The organism is Algoriphagus sp. AGSA1 (genome assembly GCF_021390545.1).
GTDB lineage: Bacteria > Bacteroidota > Bacteroidia > Cytophagales > Cyclobacteriaceae > Algoriphagus.
Genome location: NZ_JAJUWR010000013.1, coordinates 137,075 through 157,523 on the forward strand (window position 1 = coordinate 137,075; position 20,449 = coordinate 157,523).

Annotated in this window: 12 protein-coding genes; all 12 read right to left on the reverse strand. The window is 42.3% G+C overall.

Translation table 11 applies throughout. The features are described from left to right. Positions 1 to 170: 170 nt before the first annotated feature. The gene (locus tag LZF95_RS12215; RefSeq protein WP_233755282.1) at positions 171 to 1,970 is read right to left on the reverse strand and encodes a M14 family metallopeptidase; all 1,800 of its coding nucleotides are present in this window, start codon (positions 1,968 to 1,970) and stop codon (positions 171 to 173) included. A gap of 143 nt (positions 1,971 to 2,113) precedes the next feature. Next, positions 2,114 to 3,772 carry an alpha-glucan family phosphorylase gene (gene glgP, locus LZF95_RS12220; RefSeq protein ID WP_233755283.1) on the reverse strand — a complete coding sequence of 553 codons (1,659 nt, stop codon included), beginning with the start codon at positions 3,770 to 3,772 and terminating at the stop codon, positions 2,114 to 2,116. A gap of 258 nt (positions 3,773 to 4,030) precedes the next feature. Continuing rightward, positions 4,031 to 5,221: an ATP-binding protein gene (locus tag LZF95_RS12225; RefSeq protein WP_233755284.1), complete on the reverse strand. Its 1,191-nt coding sequence runs from the start codon at positions 5,219 to 5,221 to the stop codon at positions 4,031 to 4,033. Between the two features lie 139 nt (positions 5,222 to 5,360). Further along, positions 5,361 to 7,019 (reverse strand): carboxylesterase/lipase family protein, encoded by a 1,659-nt coding sequence (locus tag LZF95_RS12230; RefSeq protein WP_233755285.1) that lies wholly within the window; start codon positions 7,017 to 7,019, stop codon positions 5,361 to 5,363. 282 nt (positions 7,020 to 7,301) lie between these two features. Next, positions 7,302 to 8,324 carry a bile acid:sodium symporter family protein gene (locus LZF95_RS12235; RefSeq protein ID WP_233755286.1) on the reverse strand — a complete coding sequence of 341 codons (1,023 nt, stop codon included), beginning with the start codon at positions 8,322 to 8,324 and terminating at the stop codon, positions 7,302 to 7,304. Continuing rightward, positions 8,321 to 11,431: an efflux RND transporter permease subunit gene (locus LZF95_RS12240; RefSeq protein ID WP_233755287.1), complete on the reverse strand. Its 3,111-nt coding sequence runs from the start codon at positions 11,429 to 11,431 to the stop codon at positions 8,321 to 8,323. The genes LZF95_RS12235 and LZF95_RS12240 overlap by 4 nt, the downstream gene beginning before the upstream one ends. Positions 11,432 to 11,435: 4 nt before the next feature. Continuing rightward, positions 11,436 to 12,542 (reverse strand): efflux RND transporter periplasmic adaptor subunit, encoded by a 1,107-nt coding sequence (locus tag LZF95_RS12245; RefSeq protein WP_233755288.1) that lies wholly within the window; start codon positions 12,540 to 12,542, stop codon positions 11,436 to 11,438. Between the two features lie 4 nt (positions 12,543 to 12,546). Continuing rightward, the gene (locus LZF95_RS12250) at positions 12,547 to 13,860 is read right to left on the reverse strand and encodes a TolC family protein (protein ID WP_233755289.1); all 1,314 of its coding nucleotides are present in this window, start codon (positions 13,858 to 13,860) and stop codon (positions 12,547 to 12,549) included. A gap of 66 nt (positions 13,861 to 13,926) precedes the next feature. Next, entirely contained in the window at positions 13,927 to 15,306 is a 1,380-nt protein-coding gene (locus LZF95_RS12255) for a HAMP domain-containing sensor histidine kinase (RefSeq protein ID WP_233755290.1), read from the reverse strand. Further along, entirely contained in the window at positions 15,303 to 15,980 is a 678-nt protein-coding gene (locus tag LZF95_RS12260) for a response regulator transcription factor (protein ID WP_233755291.1), read from the reverse strand. The genes LZF95_RS12255 and LZF95_RS12260 overlap by 4 nt, the downstream gene beginning before the upstream one ends. Before the next feature lie 45 nt (positions 15,981 to 16,025). Then, positions 16,026 to 17,492 (reverse strand): potassium/proton antiporter, encoded by a 1,467-nt coding sequence (locus LZF95_RS12265; protein WP_233755292.1) that lies wholly within the window; start codon positions 17,490 to 17,492, stop codon positions 16,026 to 16,028. A 211-nt stretch (positions 17,493 to 17,703) separates the two neighbouring features. After that, positions 17,704 to 20,235: a M14 family metallopeptidase gene (locus tag LZF95_RS12270; protein ID WP_233755293.1), complete on the reverse strand. Its 2,532-nt coding sequence runs from the start codon at positions 20,233 to 20,235 to the stop codon at positions 17,704 to 17,706. Positions 20,236 to 20,449: the final 214 nt, after the last annotated feature.

Consider the following 20,449-nt stretch of genomic DNA (forward strand, 5'->3'; position numbering starts at 1 on the left):
TATTTTTATTTATGTATATCCGCTATTCTGCCAGTAAAGAGACTAAAGCATTATAGGACTTGGTCAACACTAGCGTCAAGGCCACTTCGGGCTTCGGTCATTGGTCTTCCAACTCCATAAACAAAGAAAATAGGGCTACTGGCAGTATTACATATAACCATATTTATTTTTTACCACTCCCTACCAATAGGAATTACTTTCCAGTTTTGGTCGAAATAGGGTGTTTGCTTGTAAAACCAGCGATAGATTTCCCGCGGGGATTTATCAAAATCAGGGTTTAAAGTTTTCTCCTCTTCAAACCGCTTTTTCAAATCTGCATCTTCAGCTAGCATTTTAGCTATCAAAGGCTCCATGATATACGTTTCCATGTATTCGGTTTGTGAAAGAATAGAATGAAAATATCCCCATTGGAAAAAACTGTCCACCGATTCCGGCTCCATGAGAATCACGATCAATTCTCCCAATGGCTGATCCGTTTTCACACGCACCGAGCCAGGATTAAGCATTACTTTTCTTCTTTCCTTTTCAAGTTCAAATGATTGAAATCTGAATTTACCTTCAAAAGGTTGATTGCTGAGTTTATATTCGGTGACCTTGGATAATTCCATGGTTACCTCTTTAGCTTCAGTCAAGGGTTCCATTTCAATCCCATGAATCCTCAACTTCGAAATGATCTCTGCCCATTCTACCGGAACCCAATAAGCTTTGGGTACAGGAACTGAAGCTGCAGGTTTGTCCATCAAGATATTCGGGATACGCTGTGTGATGGCCTTGCCTTCCCAAGCTACATATTCCTTACCGGTGATTTCAGAGGTGATTTTTTTGGAGGCGATACCAAGAAATTCCATAGAATCAGCAGGTGTATCGTGGAACTGATATTTCACGATCACGGATTCCTTTTTCTGATTCTTGTCTAATTCTACGGCTTCTTGAAGCTCAGAGTAGTGTGCCCCTATAGTTTTGATTACTTGCTCTAGAAACACATATGTCCCCAAAACTCGCTGTTCAAACGGTTTTAAAGAATGGTTTTCTACTAAAATGGACGGCAAATGGCGAATATCCCCGTAGGTATGGGAAAATCGTGGGCTGAACGAAAATGCAATATTGCCCTCCGTAAAGTCTGTGTTGTTTGCCGCAAAAAGCAAAGGGCCGGGAATATGACCTTCATCTTTCAATGCCTGATCTACTTCCGGTTGGAAATAGCCGGATAGCCACTTGGAGATCTCTGGAGAATACCCTCCCGTGGCTACGAATCCATACGTGATGTCATACTGGTAATCCGCTCCGTCTGTTACGTGAATATCTATATATAGATCTGGGTCATAACTGTTGATAACTTTTGCAATCGCAACGATTCCTGTAGTCTCTAATTTGGTGTAATCCCGGTTAAGATTAAGATTTAAAGCATTTGTTCTCCAGCCCATTTCTTTCGGCCCGCGCTGGTTTACCCGGGCGTATTCACTTCTTCTCTCGTGTCCGTCTGTATTTAGAATAGGTATAAAAAGTAGGCTTACTTCATCCAGAAGTGATGTTTTGCTCCCATGGGCAATATCCCTGAGCAACATCATTCCCGCATCTTTACCATCAATTTCACCTGCATGGATTCCCGCTTGGATTAAAATCAGGGGTTTTTGGGATGTGGATAACTTTTCAGCAGAAAATTCCTTTTCCGCAGTAGCAATAACCATTTGGATAGGCCTTCCCTGCTCGCTATGGCCAATGGTACTAATTTGGAGTAAATCGGAACTGTTGACTAATTTCTCTATCCAAGCCATAGTTTCCACATAAGTGGGAGATTCAAGTCCATCTGAAAGTTCGAATGGAGTTACCCATTTATCGAACTTATCTACAAGTAATTCTTTGCTTTGCCCATTCCAAGGAAGTAGAGGAGGCATGATGTCCTGGGCTATTGACACAGAGGTGAATCCCAGTAAAAATATAGCAAGGGGGAGTAAAAGGATTGATTTCATTAGGAAGGATTGTTTATATAAATATCGGAAGTACTTTGATAGTGGGGTACATTTTTGGGTTAAACTGCTAAAACGTCATTTGAATGCAAAAAAGCCCAGTTTGATGGCAAATCTGGGCTTTGGATAAACTTTAAAATGTGATTTTAAGCCTTATACATGATTTCATAATATTCTCTTGCCATGCGATTGCTTTCGAAATTCGCCACCACATCTTTCATCCCTTGCTGAATGATAGTTCTCCAGGCATTTTTGTCTTCGTAGAAAGTTGGGATAATTTCATTTTCGAGTACCTGATAGAGGTTTTTTAGATCAAATGCATCTTGATCAGATATGCTTATGTTGTGATAATCAGCGACGGGGACAATAAAACTGTTTTTTCCATGCTCGGAAAATTCACAGATCCATCCATCAAAGGTGCTGAAATTGATGGCGCCATTCATCGCTGCGGTCATGCCTGAGGTGCCGCTGGCTTCTCGGGGCACTCGGGGGCTGTTTAACCAGACGTCAGCTGCTTGTTTTAGTTGCCGACTCAATGTCAGTTCATACCCCATGCACACTGCTATATTCGGATACTTTTTACTTAGATGGACTAGCTGGTTGAAAATAGAGATAGGGCCATAATCGGATGGATAAGGTTTTCCTGCCCAGATTATCTGGACGGGATGTTCAGAGTTATTGATGAGTTTTTCAAATCGCTGGATATCCCTAGTAATTAAATCCGCTCTTTTATAGCCGGCAAAGCGTCTGGCCCATACAATCGTCAATACATTTGGATCAAGCAACTGCCCCGTCTGATCAGCAACGATCTCAAACGCCTGCTTTTTTAGAAATTTTTTTCGTTCATCAAATTTTTTCGCATCACTTTCATCCATGTAGTTGTAAAGCAGCTTATCTGCCCAGTAGTTATAGTTTTGGGAATTTGTGATAGATGTAATTTCAGGAATTTCCGGATACTTGCCCCACATTTCACTACTCACTTCCCCGTGTAATTTGCTCACACCATTTGCTTTGCGGGCAAATCTAAACGCTGCCAAACTGTGATTGAAAAGGTCTCCTTCCATGCCTGTCAGTTCGAGGACTTCCTCAATACTATATCCATTGAAATAGCCCATTTGCTCGCAGAGATAGATGTCGTGCTTCTCGTTTCCGGCTTCTTCAGGAGTGTGCGTGGTGAAAACCAAGCGTTTTTTCACTTCTTCTTTTGAACCGAATTTCCGCATAAGGTGAAAAACCGAGCTTACGCCATGCGCTTCATTGAGGTGATAAACTTCGGGGTTGAAATTTAATTCATCCAGCAACTTTGCTCCACCTATTCCCAGCAGTATAAATTGGGCAATTTTTGCCGCAGTATCCGAATCATATAACCGATGGGTGATCGTTTGACTTAGGTAATCGTTCTCAGGCAAATCCGTGCTTAACAAAAATAAGGGAGCGCTTTCAAATGTCTCTGGAGCTAAATAGAAGGCCTTTACCCAAATAGGGTGGCTGTGGATTGTGATTTGATATTTGATTCCGGTGTCATGGAGAAAATTATAGGTTTTCTCATACCACTCTGCTTTCATGGTCTGATCCTGGTTCCTGCCCTGATCGTAGTATCCATATTTCCAGAGAATACCTATTCCGATCAGGTTTTGCTTGAGTTCGTAGGCGCTGCGCAGATGTGATCCAGACAAAAATCCCAGCCCGCCACTATAGATTTTGAGTGGCTGGTGCACAGCAAATTCCATGGAAAAATAGGCCGTCTTTTTGGAGAACTCAGGAGAGATCTCATAGGGAACATTGTAATTTCTGAAATCAGTCATTGTGTGTGGTTAATTTTTCAATTTAGTTGAAATCAAAAGACTGGCCACAAAATCAGGATGGTGAATTGTCAAAAAATTATAGGTGTATCCTCTTAACTGCATTTGTGTACTTTGAATTAATTCTAAAAGTAATTTCCTCCGACGCAGCGGTGGGTTAGGGGCATCTTTTTCAGGCCAGAACCACACATAATCCTAGTGCGTGCATTTAGGCGGATATACATAAAAGATTGAGGTGATTGTCTCAAAAAATCAGGTGCATCAATACAAAAACCCAAAGATCCAGATAGGCAAGCTTTGTCCGGCGGGGTATTCTATATCATCTTTGACGATCCAAGTGCTATTTGCTGTGGCTTGCTTTGTTGATTTTCCTTTTCCTCCAATCTCAAAGTTAAATTGATCCTCAACTAGAAAATCTACGGTTTTGGAGTAATTGACTTTATGGTCTACTTTAATAATGCTATTGAAGAAAGTTTCTCTTACTGTACCGATTTCAGGTTTGACTTCACTCAGGGCATAGAGATAATTGGTGTTGTTCAAGAATACTTTTTCAGGTTTTTGTAGCGTAGCTACACTGATCCCTGCTGGATACTGCAGATCGATGAGTCTTGCCTCAGCCAGATATAGCATGTAGCTGCCCATAGAGTTACGATGGATTTGCGTTTTCTCACTCAAGGCCGAAATATTGGGTTTGAAAGGAACCTGCTGAGCTATGATGTAGAGAAGTTGAAGTATTTTTTTTCCATTTCTGATATCAAAACCACGGATCTCGGCCATGTCATATTCTACTATCGTGCGGATGAGTTGTCGCAGTTTTTTGAAATACATCTCTTCATTTGCCCCGGAGAAAGGATAGTAACCTGTTTTGAGATAGTCAGGAAAATATTGGAGCGGTTTAAATTCTTTAGGGAGCAGTGTCCTGATATTTAAGGCAGGATCAAGGATTTGGTCTAGAGTGATTGCAGGCAAATCTTGATCGTGGTATAACTTTAGAAATTCGCGATAAGATAAACCGTGCAGTTCATACATCACGGCTCTTCTGCTTAAATCTCCCTCTTCTTTGCTTATATCAACAATCGATGACCCTGTAAAAACGATCTGGAGGTCGGGATACCTGTCGTAGAGATTTTTGATTTCTCTAGACCATGTGGGGTATTTGTGGACTTCATCCAATGCAACGATTTTCCCTCCGGATTGATAAAATCTCTTGACCGTATCCAGCAGGCTGTTGGAGAGGAAAAATAGCTCGTCCAAGGAGAAATAGGAAACTTGAACCCCTTCCCGTTCTTTTTCTTTAAGGTATTGAAATACTAAGGTTGTCTTTCCTGTTCCTCTAGCACCTTTAATGCCTATGAGTCTTTCACCCCAATCTATTTTTTCATACAGGTACCGCTTGAAATCAAATTTCGTATTGTCAATTAGTAAATTTGAAATATCCAGTAACTCTTCCATTGCACAAGTATTTGTGCAAATATATCAAATAACGCATAAATGAATATGCATTATTGATATTTTTTGCACATTTAAATGTGCAAAAATGATGAGGCAGAGCTCGATATAGTTCTGCCCCTTTGGATTAAGTAAAAGAGAATTACGCCGGCAAGGCTGCCAGCCCATTCGCATCCGGTTTGTTTTTCACAACTGCCGTATCATTTAAAATCATCGTCTCTCCGTTTTCGGGAGAATATACAGGCCACTTTGGAAGAACTCCAGCGTTCGGATCCCCAGTTTTCATAAAGGCAAGGAGAGAAGCAGACATCTTCTCCGAAAGTTTTCTAGGTCGGTCTCCGCCACCGGTATGCGTGTACATGCGATCGGTATTGTCAAACCAAAAACAAATATCTATGCAGTGGAATGCTTTCATTCTCCCAGAATACAACGCAGGCTCCCAGCCAAACCAAGCTAAAAAAACGGGGGCTTTTTGCTTTGACTTCGCATTGGCAGTGTTGATTGCTCCTTTTCGGTTGGATAAGATCATCGCCCAAAGATCAGCCGGAGAAGCCTCAGGGAAATCTTTGCGATAGGCTGTTATGATTTTTTCCGTGGCTTCACCAAAGTTAGGCTTCAATTTCTCCGTTACTCCTGCCCAATCAATTTTTTCCAATTCCGGGGAAGTCCGTGTAGGATTCCACTCGTGGAATGTAGTGCATATCATCAATGGAACATCGGAAGCCAATCCGCTTTCTTCGGAAAAAAACTCACCCTTCGGAATATTTACCCCGTCGGCAGTCGGACTAAAGCCGCCTCTGAAACCCGGTAGCGGATGATCCTTTCGCATTTTTGCCAAAGCCGTATTAGCTACATCCAGATATTCACGCCAAGTCAGCTCTTGCAATTTGTCCACTGCATCGGGAGTCAAGCCCGCTTCCCTCATCACATATTCCCCTAAAGTCTGTGAATATTCCTGCTCGGAAGCCTGAAGCATAGACCCGCTTAGTGCCACACCCTTGTGTACCAACCCTTTTGCCGCAGGCATGGCCATAGTTGTGGTTACCTTGGCCCCGCCGCCTGATTGTCCCATAATGGTTACGTTTCCCGGATCACCGCCGAAGTTCGCGATATTATCCCGAACCCATTCCAGTGAAGCTATAATATCCAACTGGCTTACATTTCCGGAATGGGCATACTTTGATCCTCCTATACCGGATAGATCCGTGAAGCCGATTGGCCCTAGCCTATGGTTGATGGAGACAAAAACTATATCTCCGTTCTTGCTGATGTTTTCCCCGTGGTAACCATCTTGTTCTATGCCGTTTCCATTGGTAAATCCACCCCCATGTAGCCAAACCAATACCGGTCTCTTTTTGCTGTCCAGGGCGGGAGTCCATACATTCAGTTTCAGGCAATCCTCACTTACATCGTCATAGTTCCAATGATCCGCAAAAGAGTAATCCTGGCTTGCATAGCGATTGTCCATGATCTGAGGAGCTGTGTTTCCCCACCAGATGGTGGGCTTGATTCCTTCCCATTTTTCAGGTTTTTGCGGAGGCATAAATCTGTTTTTGCCGGAAGTATCGGCTCCATAGGGAACCCCGAGAAAAGTAAAAACATCATTGAGAATATAACCTCGGATTTTTCCTGAATCAGTATTGGCTATGGCAATATCATCTCCAATTTGCAAGAATTGGCCATTGTTGGCTTTACGGGTAGTAGGATTAGCCTGAGAAGCAAAAGGCAATGCAGTGGCAAGGCCTAGTCCGGCCGTTCCTACACCGACTTTTTTAAAGAATCCACGTCTATTTGTTTTCATGATTTTGGGTTATTGGTAAAGGTTTGACATCAAGTAAGATAAGGTAGAATACAGCCTACTTTAAAATCTAAATTTCACAAAAGATAAGTTATTGTTTCAAAATGAAAAAATAAATATGGATTTCCTCATAGCCTTAATTCTCAAATAGTTTTTCAATACTAGGCAAGGAAGGATTTCTGACTTTGAGGTCAACTATGTCGAAGATGCTATATCTTATGGCAAAGGAACTTATATGCTTTTTATGGGTTACAGGAGGTAAATCTGCTTTCTCGATTCCCTTGTTTAAATAAATGGATAAATAAAGGGTTTTTCTTTTTTAAGTTTTAGGGTAGAAGGTTTGGCTAGATTTGTTGCTTTGTAGCTGATAATGATCAGTTGTACAGCATGAAAGAGCATAAGGGGAATTAAGATAATCCCTGCACCTCCGGTTCCATGGAAAATCAGATTAAAAAACACTGTTCCATGCACCAAAGACTTTTTAGTACCACAAAATTGAGCGGTAATCTTATCCTCTCTTTGAAAATTCAGCCAATTAGAGGCTACTCCAATCAAATAATAGACGAGAGAAAAGAGGAGAATTACTCCTACCGCTATTGTCCCCAGATCTTTCCACACCATTCCTGAGAATAAATTGCTGGCAAATGAGTGGGAAAAGGAACTGTAGATAATCAACAGAATTATACTTTTATCGAAGTTAGAAAGGAGTGCTGAATAGCGCTGAGCATATTTTCCAAGCCATTTTTGAAGGGACATACCCAAAATCACGGGTATGATTATTTCCAAGATCAACTGTAAGTATAAGTCTGAAAAATCAAATCCTCCGATCTCATTCTTCAGAAGAGGCCCAAGCCATAAAGGTGTCAGGAATATGCCGATCAGCCCGGAGATACTGGCATTGAATATAGCTGATGGGATGTTCCCTTTTGCCAGTGAGACCATGACGACGGATGAGGAAACCGTGGAGGGTAAAACTGAAAGAAAAAACAAGCCCATCCAGATCAATTGTTGTTGTTCATTGGTGACCAGTGGCAAAAATGCCAGAACTAACAGTGGGAATAACAAGAAGGTACTTAGTTGAATCACTACATGGAGTTTCCAGTTTTTCAGTCCTGCTTTTAATTTTTCGGGACTGAGTTTCACACCGTAAAAGAAGAAAATCAGCGAAATCCCAATCGAAGAAATCAAGTCGATTGGGATATTGTTTAAACGGCTGTTCTCTAATTGAAAAAAATAGGCCAGTACAATCATGCTTATCATCCCCATGAGAAAGGGGTCGACTTTGAGCTTTATTTTTTGAGGACTCATTTTGTGGAGCGGGTTTCTTTATAGGTGTTCCTATATGCATGAAAAACAATTTGTGGAAGTACAGTAAGCGATAAAATCATGCAAACTAACAATCCTCCTACAATCATAATGGCCAAAGGCTTCTGGATTTCAGATCCCATTCCTGAGGATAGTGCTGCTGGCAACAACCCCATCGAGCCCATCAGTGCAATCATTAAAATCGGTCTGATACGGTTGTAAACCCCGTTTGATATGGCTTTCTGAAGAGGTATTCTGGCCGCCATATTTTGTTTGATATTTCCGATTAGTACGATGCCGTCGATAGTGGCCACACCAAATAGAATGATAAAACCTATTCCGGCCGAAATACCGAATGTGGTGCCGGTGATCCATAAGGAGAAAAACCCTCCAATAAATGCAAATGGTATGACAATGAGGGAGATCAAGGTGTCTTTGAGATTGCCCTCGAAATTCATCCAAAGTAGAAAGGCGATGAGAAGTAATGAAATGGGAATGATGTACATCAATTGCTTCGTAGCCCGCTCCTTGCTTTCAAATTCCCCAGCCCATGTCACTTTAGTAGAAGAGGGTAAATTCACCTGTTCAGCTACCCTGGATTTGGCTTCCGCTATGGTGCTTCCCAGATCCCTACCTTCAATGCTAAATCCCACGGCAATGTATCTGCTGCTTCCTTCTCTATAGATGAAGGTCGGGCTGGTATGGAAGTCTATAGTTGCGATCTCACGAAGGGGCACCCTTTTTCCATCTTTAGTCGGGATGAGTATCTCAGCAATTTTTTCATCATCATCCCGGTATTCTTTCATGAATCTGATCCGAACATCAAACATCCGCTCGTTTTCGAAGAAAGTAGTGGCAGCCCTTCCCCCAATCGCCATTTCTATCACTGCCTGCGCCTCACTCATTTCTACTGCATAGCGAGCCATCTTATGGTCATGAAGCTGGATCCGAAGTTCAGGAAGTCCAATATTTCTATAGACGTTGAGATCTTCGATACCTTCTACATCCTTGATGCTGGCAGCCACTTGATCTGCGTATTCTTCAAGTTCGAAGAGATCCTCACCGAAGATTTTTATCACAAGGGAGCTTTTCACCCCAGCAACATATTCCTCCACATTATCCTGAATGGGCTGGCTAAAGCCAAAGACGATACCAGGGTAGGTTTGGAGGGATGTCCGCATCTGGTCTATCAGTTCTTCTTTGCTGATATCCCGAGTCCATTCCTCTTCAGGATGCAGTTCTATGTGAAACTCTATGTTGAAAAACCCTGTGGGATCTGTCCCATCATTAGGCCTCCCTACCTGGGCCAGAACAAACTTTACTTCTTCAAATTCCCGAATGGAAGACTTCATTTCCTTGCTAAGGCGGTTTGACTCCTCCAGATTTACACTGTTGGGAAGTGTAGCTCTTACGTAAACAGCCCCTTCATTTAATTTGGGGAGGAATTCTGTCCCAATGTTCATAAATCCGGCAATACTGATCAGAAGAAGTGCTCCAAACGTGGCTAGGGTTGCTTTGCGGTATTTAGTGCTCCATAGGTACAAATTGAAAAGGCCATCCCTGAATGAGCGAGTAATGAAATTGTCCTTTTCCTGGATGTTTTTCGTCAGCAATACTTTGCACATCGCCGGCACATAGGTTAAACTTAAAATCAAAGATCCTAACAGGGCAAAGCCGAGTGTATATGCCAATGGGCTGAACATTTTTTCCTCCACTTTCTGAAAGGAGAAAATAGGAAGTAATGCTACAATCAGGATCAATAACGCAAACATGATGTAAGAGGCTACACTTCCAGCGCTTCTTTTGATGATTCCTGACTTTGATATTTTATTGAACCGCTCAAATCCCAGTTCGTGGGCACGCTTTTCTAAGCCTACAAAAGTACGCTCAGCGATCACCAGAGCTCCTTCCAGAAGCAAACCAAAATCCAGTGAGCCCATGGAGATCAAATTTGCCGGCATGTCCATCATCTTCAGTGCGGTGATGGCAAAAAGAAAGGAAAGGGGAATGACTGAGGCAACGATTAGGGTTAGGCGCCAGTTGTATAGGAAAACAAATACAATGACCGATACCAAGATAATACCCTCGATTAGGTTTTTGGTAACGGTATTCACGGTAATGTCCACCAACTTAGTCCGATCGATAAAGGGCTCAATTTTTACATCGGCCGGTAAGATCCTGGTGTTCAGTTCATCTATTTTCTCTTTTAACCTGCCGATCACCTCACTTGGATTTTCACCTCGGAGCATCACTACAATACCTTCTACCAGATCATCTTCATTTTGAAGACTGGCTATACCCAATCTTGGTTTTGCGGAAATACTGACTTCTGCTACATGCTTGACCAAAATTGCATTGGTACCTTTTACCTCAATGAGGATATTCTCAATGTCTTCTATACTCTCTAGAAGCCCTACGCCACGCACTACATAGGCCTGGCTGCCACTTTCTATGATATCCCCACCCACATTAATGTTGCTTTTTGCCACAGCTTCAAAAACTTCCAAAGGGGATAGGTCATAATTCGCCAGTTCTGTTGGGTTGATTTTGATTTCATAGGTTTTTTCCTCACCGCCGAAACTCACCACATCAGCTACTCCTGGAACCGCTACCAGCTCACGTTCTATCACCCAATCATGGATGGCGGACAATTCGCCTATCGGCTTTTTACTTTTTAGGACATATCGGAAAATTTCGCCTGTGGCACCGTAGGGTGGTTCGATCTCCGCATCAGCGCCTTCCGGCAGCTCTGCACTTTGAAGGCGGTTGGCGGTGTATTGTTGTGCATAGAAATCATCAATCTCATCATCAAATATGACTGTGACCACAGACAGACCAAAAAGGGAAATGGAGCGCACATCACTCTTTTTTGGAATGGTGTTCATTTCTTTCATCAAGGGGAGGGTGATGAATTTTTCTACTTCTTCTGCACTTCTACCTGGCCATTGGGTGATGATCCTTGCCCGCGTGTTGGTGACATCCGGAAAAGCCTCTATTGGAGTATTGAGGTAGCTGATTACTCCTGCTACCAGCAATAGTCCTGTAAGGAAAAATACAACGGTGGAATTTCTGAGGGCAAATCCTACGATTCCCTGTACTAATTTTTGCATGTTTTTAGTCTTGGAAATTTTTCAGCTGCTCATAGACCAGCAGGTTGTTTGTGGAAAGAATTTGTTCTCCTTCATTTAGCCCTTCTTTGATGTAAGCGATTCCTTCGTTTTTGCTCATGATATCTATTGCTCTCACTTCTATACTACAGTCGTTTCTATAGACCAAAGCGAAATATCGATTGGAATCAAAAATCAGATTATCCATGGGCACAGCCAGTGCAGAGCCTGAGGCTCCTTTGCTTAAATAGACGTCTACCAGCATTCCAGGCTTGAGTTTGAGGTCTGTATTCTTTAACACTATTCTGGCTTTTAATACTTTAGATTCTGTGTCCAACACCTGGGAAATGACAGATACTTCTCCCTGTAGTGTCAGATCCTTGTAAGAAAGAGTTCTTACCTCTGCCGGCATTCCTTTCTCGATATGACTGATATTGGATGCATAGATATTTGCCATGATCCAGATCTCCTCCAAATTAGAGATGGTAAAAAGTGGATCACCCTCTGAGGAAATCTGTGTGCCCCCTGAGATATATTTGTCCGTGATGATGCCTGATACCGGGGATTTTATCTGGAAAACGCCTCTCTCTTCACTTGGGCTGAAAAGGTTGAGGTTGTTTGTGACACGTTCCAATTCAGTATTTAACACATCCAGCTCACTTTCAGCCTCCAAGAGATCCTTTTCAGAGGATATTCCACTTTCATACATGGACTTGGCGGATTCCAAACGTTTAGTTGTCACTTTCAACTGTGAATTGAGTGACTTCTGTTCGGACTGCATGGATATCAATTCCGTACTTTTTAGCTCGGCCAGAACCTGACCCTTCTTGACTTCATCCCCTATAGAAAAATACGTGTTGGTAATGATCCCGCTTACTAAAGGGATAAAACTGAGGACATGATCTGGATTGGTTTCCACGGATCCTGTGAGATGTAGCTTTTCCACTATCGGCTCTAGCGATACTTCATAGAAGCCAACTTTACTTTTGAAGGTGTCATTCAGACAGAAATTGGTTGGTTTTTCTTTAGTTTGCTCGGGGACTTTGCTACAGCTGAAAGTACCTAGACTGGCAGCTAAAGCGACGGCGATAAATTTATTGGACAATTGCTGCATTTTTTTAGTTGAATAGATCCGTGCCAAGAGTGAATTTCAATTCCTCGGCTTTCTTTTGGATTTCCAGTTTGTTTTCAAGAATGATCGTTTTGTTTTCTAAGTAGGCCTCAAAAAAATCCAGAAAGGCTAACATTCCGAGGTCTCGGTTTTTGAAATTGCTGATATAGTTTTCCAGTAGATTATCCAGAGTCTGCTCGTATTCCGGGTCAATTTCCCGATATAGCGCTATGCTGTTTTGCAGATTTTGCCAGGAAAGAATCAATTCATTTCCTATTTCCTGAGCTTTATAGGATCTTAACAATTCAGCTTGCTTGATCGTAAATTCGGCATGTCTGATATTTCCCTGGTTTCGGTTGAAAGCCGGGAGATCCATGGTAAGACCAAATCCGAAGAAATTATAGAGGAAGTTCCCGCCCCGGTCATAGCCTGCTTTCAAAGCGAGATCTGGAACTCTTTGGGCTTTTTCGTAACGATAATTTTTCTGCGCATATTCCTCGTTAAGCAATTCGATTTTGTAATCTGGCCGGGACTCCATCGCAAGGGAAGAAAGCTCACCTAGATTTAGCTTTTCCAGCTGCTCAATGTCCGGCTCATAACCCACTTCTGATATTATCAGATAGGTAGAGGGCGAGAGATTCAGGAGCAACTTGAGATCCTTCTGCTCCTTATGGAGTTCATCATCCAGATCATTGATCTTCTTGGCTATTTCCAGTTCTGCGGCTTTCAGACGGATGTATTCTCCTTTAGCTACATTGCCTAGTTGCACCTGATTCTTATATGCGCTGGATAATAGCCGGATTGATTCTAGCTGAGTTTGATAGAGTTTTTTAGAGAATTGCAGGTATTGAAGGTCACTCAGACTATTTCGGAATTCCAACTTTAACCCGCGAAGCAGATCCTGAAAATACTGCTCTGCCATGGCCTCATTGACTTCCTCCAAAGCGACCAGTTTTTTTCGTTTGCCGGCGGTCTGTACCAATTGTTCTATGGAAACAGATATTTGTTGATTTCTGCCAAAATTGCCTGAAATGGGAGGCAGTCCCTCTCCAAAGTAGCCAGTTCCGTTTAATCCATTGACTGTAGTCCCAATATTGATTTCATCGAGTTCAAGGGTGGGATTTGGCCACAGTTTAGCTTGTAAAGTCAGTGCTTCTGCCTGTGGGATGTTCAGCTTCTCGGCCAAAAGCAAAAGATTCTCTTCTAAAAATTTTATCTCACTCTGCTGCCTGCTGATTCTTAAGGTGTCTTGGGCGGGAGAGGTGGTGAAAGAGAAAATACTAAGTAATAAGATGCCTGATAGGCATTTTTTTATGTCCATATCGTATTCGATTGATGGACAAAAGTGGGCTGGATAGCCTTAAAAAAACCTTAAGATGGATAAAATTTACCTTAAGGGGATCCTGACGATGAAGGTGTTTTCCAGGGTAGAATGGTTGAGGTATCGGATGGTACCCCCTGTGAGTTTGATGATTTTTTTGGTCAGCACCAAGCCTAATCCAAAGCCAACTTTTCCTTGACTATTCTTCCCTCTGAAGAAATGGTCGAATAACAGCTCCTGTTCCTGAGAGGATAAGCTCTCACCAGGGTTGGAAAATGAAATAGATAGCTCCTTATGACTGTTACAGCTTATCTGTATTGAAGCGGTTTCATTATTACTGTAAGCCAGACAGTTTGATAATAGGTTTTGAAATGCCTGCTTGAGTATTACCGGATTCGCCATCACCTTAAGTCGATCTTCATTAAGTTCTTCCCCTGAAAAATCCAACTGAAAATCAAAGGTGAATTCTGGGGCGATTATTCGAAAATCCTCCACGAGCTCAAATAATAACTCATCTATGCGTACTTCACTCACATCCAGCTCCTGGCCTGCTTCGACCTTGGAAATCTGGAGCAGGCTATGAATGATCTCCCCGAGAAATTTTGCTTTGTTGGTCAACTGGGTGAGATGATCTGCCAGCATATGATCATTCACATCCCCCTTCAAACGCTCTAGTTCTGATACCAAAATGGAGATTGGGGTTTTTAGTTCGTGTGAAATGTGCTGCACTGCATGTTTCTGGAAAGCCATGGACTCATTTGTCCTTTTCAGCAGGATGTTAAAACTCTGGTATAATTGGTCTATTTCGACTAAGCCGGAGGCAGGAAGCTTGAGCAATTGGTTTTGACTTGCGTTGAATTTAAAATGCTTAATGTCCTCGGAAAGCTGAGTAATTGGTCTGGCTAGTTTCTGGGCGAGAAAGTAAGACAGCATAACCACGGTGACCAAAATACCCAAGAAGATTATTCCCAGTGTGTTTTTGAGAAATTCCAGTTTGCTTATACCATATTCATCATAAGCTTTGGAAATACCATAATAGCTTTTATCATCTTTTTCATAATAGGTGCCGATGACATCATACTCCCCTTCCTTGGTTTCTATCCAGCTCGTTTCTGGGGATAGGGTGTAGAGGATTGTTTCGGGATCATTGATCGAGAGATCATCTATACTGGAGAAAATCAGTGTTTTTTTTCCATCATAAATCAGTAGCTTCTCATCAAAAAAATCATTGATAGAGAGCTCATCCATAGCTTTGGATAAATTTTCACTCTGTTCTTTGTACTGTGAAATTAGATTGATAGTAAGAATAATTTTAGCCCTTTGCCTTTGCTGGAATTCCTCTTCCCTATATTCTGAGAAGAGTATAAAAACTGTGGTAAGTGATAGTGCGGCCAATATCGTCACAGCACTTACGAAATAGATCAGTATCCGCCTTCTTATTCTCATTGTGCGTCCAGATAGTAGCCATATCCCACTTTTGTTTTAATAGTCTGGGTACTGTAAGGCTTGTCAATTTTGTTGCGGAGAAAATTGATATAGACCTCGATTGTATTGGTGTTAGCTTCCATATTGGTACCCCAGATTGCCTGTATGAGTTCCTTTTTCAGCACAATTTCACCTGGATTCTGGGCTAGTCTTTTCAGGATCTGATATTCTCTTGGAGTAAGATTTATTTCAGTTCCCTGTTTAGTCACCTGGCTTTTATCCAAATCAATAGAAAGGTCACCGACAATTACCTTTTGATTATTCAATGTCTTGGAACCGGCTCTTTTCAGTAATGAATTCACACGCAAGATGAGCTCACGCATAAAGAATGGTTTGCTCAGGTAATCATCTGCTCCGGCTTCATATCCTTTTATTTTGTCTTCTAACTCGGAAAAGGCAGTCAGGATGATGACTGGTGTAGAGGCATTGAAAGTTCTGAATTCTCTACATACATCAAATCCACTTTTGCCGGGTAAGCTTATATCCAGAATGATACAGTCATAAACCCGTTGACGTAGGCTTTTTTCTGCCAATAATCCGTCATAAAACTGATAGCTTTGAAATCCTTCGGCCTTGAGAACTTCTGAAATATTTGAGTTTAATATGGGATCGTCCTCTACAATTAAAATGTCCATAAGTAATTTGAGTGATATCAGCTGTTAGCCTTTTCAGATAAGTTGCTATGCTCCTTTACTCAACAGATTTTTTATAAGGGGTTCCTGGCTCTCGTCTTCGAGCATAATCATTAAATTATCACCTTCCATCAATTCCGTGTGACCGTTTGGAGTGATAAATTTTTTGTCCCGCTTTATCACGACTACGAGTGAACTCGCCGGAAAACCTATTTCAAGTATTTTCTTTCCTATGGAAGAACTGCCTTCTTCAAGGCGAATTTCCATTACCGCATTTTTGAAATCGTCGGAGAGTTCTAAGTCTAGCAGCGTTTTTCTTTTCAGTTCTGCCGGAAGAGCTAAACCCAAAAGTTTTGCGGCAAGGGGAAGAGTAGGTGCCTGTATGGCTACCGAAGTCAATACAATAAAGAACACAATGTGGAATAGCGTCCATGACATTTCTATCCCCGCTATCATAGGCAGAGTGGCAAACACAATCGGTACAGCGCCGCGTAAGCCTACCCATGAGATAAAAGTTTTTTCTTTGAGACTGAATTTGAAAAAGGAAAGTGCCATAAAAACACCTATGGGTCTGGCTATAAATATCAGGAACATGGCAGCGGTCAAGGCTATGCCCGCCACGGGAAATAGCTGCTTAGGAAATACCAAAAGACCCAATGAAATGAACATTACCACCTGCATCAGCCAGGCCACTCCATCGAAAAATTTCATCAAGCTTTTCTTATGCGCCATGTTGGAATTGCCCACTGTAATCGCAGCAATATATACCGCCAAAAAACCATTGCCTTTGCATAGATCCACAACAGTGTAAGTGATCAAAACCAAAGCGAGCAACATGACAGGATAAAGTCCTTCAAAATCAAGTTTGACTTTATTGGTAAGTAGTACTATCGCACGTCCAAATAGCCAACCAAGCAAGCCGCCTACGATCATCTGGATAACAAAGAGCGGTATGATCTCCCAAATGGAGTTGTTTTCCAGGGTAATAAAACCCAGGATGGAAATGGTCAGGAAATAGGCCATGGGATCATTGCTTCCACTTTCCAGTTCCAGAAGAGGGCGTAGATTTCCTTTCAATCCCAGACTTTTAGCCCTTAAAACAGAGAATACAGCGGCAGCATCTGTAGAGGAGACTATTGCTCCCAGAAGTAGACTTTCTAACACAGATAAGTCAGTGATCCAATAAACAAACGCACCCAAAGAGGCACTTGTAAGCAGCACACCAATGGTAGATAAGGAAACTCCAGCCCAAAGTACCGGCTTAATACTTGGCCATTTGGTATCCATACCGCCTGAAAACAAAATGTATGTCAACGCAATAATTCCAAGAAGCTGGGTAATTGCGGGATTTTCGAACTTGATTCCCCCAAGTCCGTCTGATCCTGCCAGCATACCCACACCTAAGAAGATCAATAGTAGGGGAATCCCTGTTTTGCCCGAGGTACGGCTTGCCAAAACTCCGGCTAGGAGTAAAACGGAGCTTATTAAAAGAATATTCTGAGCAGTAAAAACCATTAAAATTTAAGGGATTGATCTGTAAAACTAGCCAAGTTTTGCCATTCCTAAAAGTTAGGCCAATTCTATGAAAAAAGGCAAAGATTTCTCAATTCAGCAAAGTGTGTTTTACAAAAAAAACCGACTGCTTTTCAGCAACCGGTTTTGAAACTTATTTCAAATTACTCTAATTTCTTTTCTTGGTTCTTGAATCTAATCTCTGGGTTCTAACTTATTGTCCCACCAAAAAAACAGCATTGCTTAAAACAAGCTTGCCCGACTCCCAGAATCCCCTGAAAACAGGATCATCCACAAAATAGATGATGGATCCACTACCTGAATTTTCTACACCAATCGCCATAGATTCTCCCATAGTAGATTTGATTTTGTAACCTATATATCCTGTTCGATGTGCGTTATTTGATGAAATCACTCCTGCATTGATACCATTATTCAAGTATGCATATCGATTGGAGTTGTTTTTTAGAGTATAGTATTTTCCACCGGTTCCATAGCCCAGTGGATGTGTCTTATCCATAGTCACTTCATAGATAGCCCCAGCAGCACCACCTGAAATTGCCAAGCGCTCACTTTCTTGATAAGGAGCTAGACGTTCTGCTTTTGCCAAGGAATCTGCAACCTCTTTTGCGGCCTTCTTCTCATCATCCGAGCCGAAAGTTTTCAGCCCATAGCCTTCCTTGTCGGCAAACAAACTTAACGCCTGGTCGATGGCGATCAGCTTTCCCCCTGCACCTACCCATTCCATTAGGGATTTTTGAGCAGCTTCGGTTAAAGCACTGCCCCAGAGAGATGGAAGTATAATTACATCATATTTCCTCAGGTCGTAGCGGGACATTCTGGACGTTTCCAGATTAGTAAGAGGATAGTTAAGATCTTGCTCAAAGTAATGCCAAATCGCACCATAATTTAAAGAACTCGTGCCTTCTCCGCCGATAAGAGCCACCTTTGGAGCTTTGATCATACGGATATTCGGAGAGCCGAAGTCTTTGCCTTTGTCCATATACCCACTCATGGTAGTTGCCAGAGTTACTTCATGCTTGTTGGCTATGTCCACTACTTTGGCGTCAAAGTTTGGAACATACTCATTCCCGCCCTTGGTGATCAAAAGAGACCCTGCTGGGAAGCTCTTTCCTTCTACTTCGAAATCAAACTCATTGAATTTTACCCGGATCCCTTCTTGTAGCAACGCCGATAAGAAAGCAGCATCGCGTGTACCTTGCCATGCAGCAAGGTAAGCAACCGGGGTTTTTCCCACTTGGTTTGCCGCAAATGGCTTCTTCTCATAGGCAGAGGAGGCATCAAGTCTTGTTTCTACTGCAAAAGCCTTTAATCCATAGGCATATGGCATAGCCCAGCTCGTGATGTCATAAGTAATACTGTCATGCAGGGCAGGGTTTGGTTCAAAAAGCACTTGAGCCAACACAGACTTCGGTTGGAAAGCACTGATGATAATGTCCTGCTCTGAAGTGGAGAATGACTCGTTTTTGCCAGTGCCATAAGAAAAGCCTTTCAATCCTGATTTTGAACCTGCTTTGCCATAGCGGATACCGTTTTTGTCCAGCAATTCAAGCAATTTGGCTATTTGGGTCGGGTTACTTTCCCCTTTGATGACAAAGGCTTTATATTTCCCTTTTGGATTGGTTGAGTTGTCTTTGTAAAACTTTTCGAACTCTGAAATCAGTTTCTCCGCATTCTGGCTGGTCACTTCAGCTGCCGACATGGCTGCAGTATAATGGCCTTCAATTCTGGAGCTTAGTGTCACGGTGTCACCCACGGCATTATATCCCCCCAGTCCTGCCAGACCACTTCCTCCTTGTTCTATAGTCATACCTATAGCTCCATTGAACATAGGATAGGAATCCCCATAGGAAGGATACAACAGATCAAAACGCTCTTTTGTGAAGTAAAAGCGCCCTGCTTCATCGAAGTATTTTGCAGTATTTCTACCAAAGATGTCCTGGAATTCATGTTGCCACTGAGTGAGTTGCTCGTGTAGAGGCTCAGCGGCAGGAGCCATATAGAAAGGGTTGTTGATTCCTTGCTCATGGAAGTCAAGGTGCAATTGGGGCAACCATTCATTATATAGTTTCATTCTGGCCTGTGATTCCACCTGTACCTGCCATGCCCAATCTCTGTTCAGATCAAACAAATAGTGATTTGCACGTCCGCCGGGCCAAGGTTCGCTGTGCTCTACAGATTGCAAGTCCGGCTGCAAGATGGTGTTCATTTTCTGATTGTACCACATCGAATAGCGGTCACGACCATCTGGATTGATGCATGGATCTATGATGATCACCTGATTTTTCAGCCAATCTTGAGATTCCGCATTAGTAGGGTCTGCTAAGGTGTGAAAGGAGGAAATGGCAGCTTCCATACCTACAGACTCATTTCCATGCACATTGAAAGACATCCAGTTGATTGGGACGGAAGTGGAAGGGGCACCATCCAAAATTCCGGCTCTTTTCAGATTGTCCTCACGGATTTGCTCCAGATCAGCCATGTTTTGAGCACTGGATAGAATTGCGACTATCAGTGGTCGTTTCTCGTTGGTTTCTCCGTATTGTATGAGCTTTACATTCGGATTATTCGCGGCGATATGCTCAAAGTAATCCACCATGCGATGATGTGGAGTGAACCTGTCACCGGGTTTGTATCCTAAAAACTGCTCAGGGGTTTGTATTTGGGACCAAGAGCTCAAGCTGGTCGAAATAGCTAAAATTGTTAGAAGTATAAGTTTTTTCATAAAGTTGGGTAGAATATGAAGCCATGAATTTAAGAGGAATTGTCTTTTGAATTGATACCGGTGAAAAAAGCTTGTTTGTGTGGATGATCTCAATATCGGGGCCATTGAAGGTATAGAATCCTGTCCAACTTAGTTTTTGTCCTAGGCTTCGGTAGATTAGGGTTGACTGTACTTTGAAGATAGGTATAGGATGTATTAACATGTATTACCATGA

Coding starts and splice junctions, on each gene's coding strand:
- glgP (WP_233755283.1), bottom strand. CDS start 3,772: ATGACTGATTTCAGAAATTACAATGTTCCCTATGAGATCTCTCCTGAG.
- LZF95_RS12245 (WP_233755288.1), bottom strand. CDS start 12,542: ATGCAGCAATTGTCCAATAAATTTATCGCCGTCGCTTTAGCTGCCAGT.
- LZF95_RS12255 (WP_233755290.1), bottom strand. CDS start 15,306: ATGAGAATAAGAAGGCGGATACTGATCTATTTCGTAAGTGCTGTGACG.
- LZF95_RS12250 (WP_233755289.1), bottom strand. CDS start 13,860: ATGGACATAAAAAAATGCCTATCAGGCATCTTATTACTTAGTATTTTC.
- LZF95_RS12230 (WP_233755285.1), bottom strand. CDS start 7,019: ATGAAAACAAATAGACGTGGATTCTTTAAAAAAGTCGGTGTAGGAACG.
- LZF95_RS12225 (WP_233755284.1), bottom strand. CDS start 5,221: ATGGAAGAGTTACTGGATATTTCAAATTTACTAATTGACAATACGAAA.
- LZF95_RS12270 (WP_233755293.1), bottom strand. CDS start 20,235: ATGAAAAAACTTATACTTCTAACAATTTTAGCTATTTCGACCAGCTTG.
- LZF95_RS12260 (WP_233755291.1), bottom strand. CDS start 15,980: ATGGACATTTTAATTGTAGAGGACGATCCCATATTAAACTCAAATATT.
- LZF95_RS12215 (WP_233755282.1), bottom strand. CDS start 1,970: ATGAAATCAATCCTTTTACTCCCCCTTGCTATATTTTTACTGGGATTC.
- LZF95_RS12235 (WP_233755286.1), bottom strand. CDS start 8,324: ATGAGTCCTCAAAAAATAAAGCTCAAAGTCGACCCCTTTCTCATGGGG.
- LZF95_RS12265 (WP_233755292.1), bottom strand. CDS start 17,492: ATGGTTTTTACTGCTCAGAATATTCTTTTAATAAGCTCCGTTTTACTC.
- LZF95_RS12240 (WP_233755287.1), bottom strand. CDS start 11,431: ATGCAAAAATTAGTACAGGGAATCGTAGGATTTGCCCTCAGAAATTCC.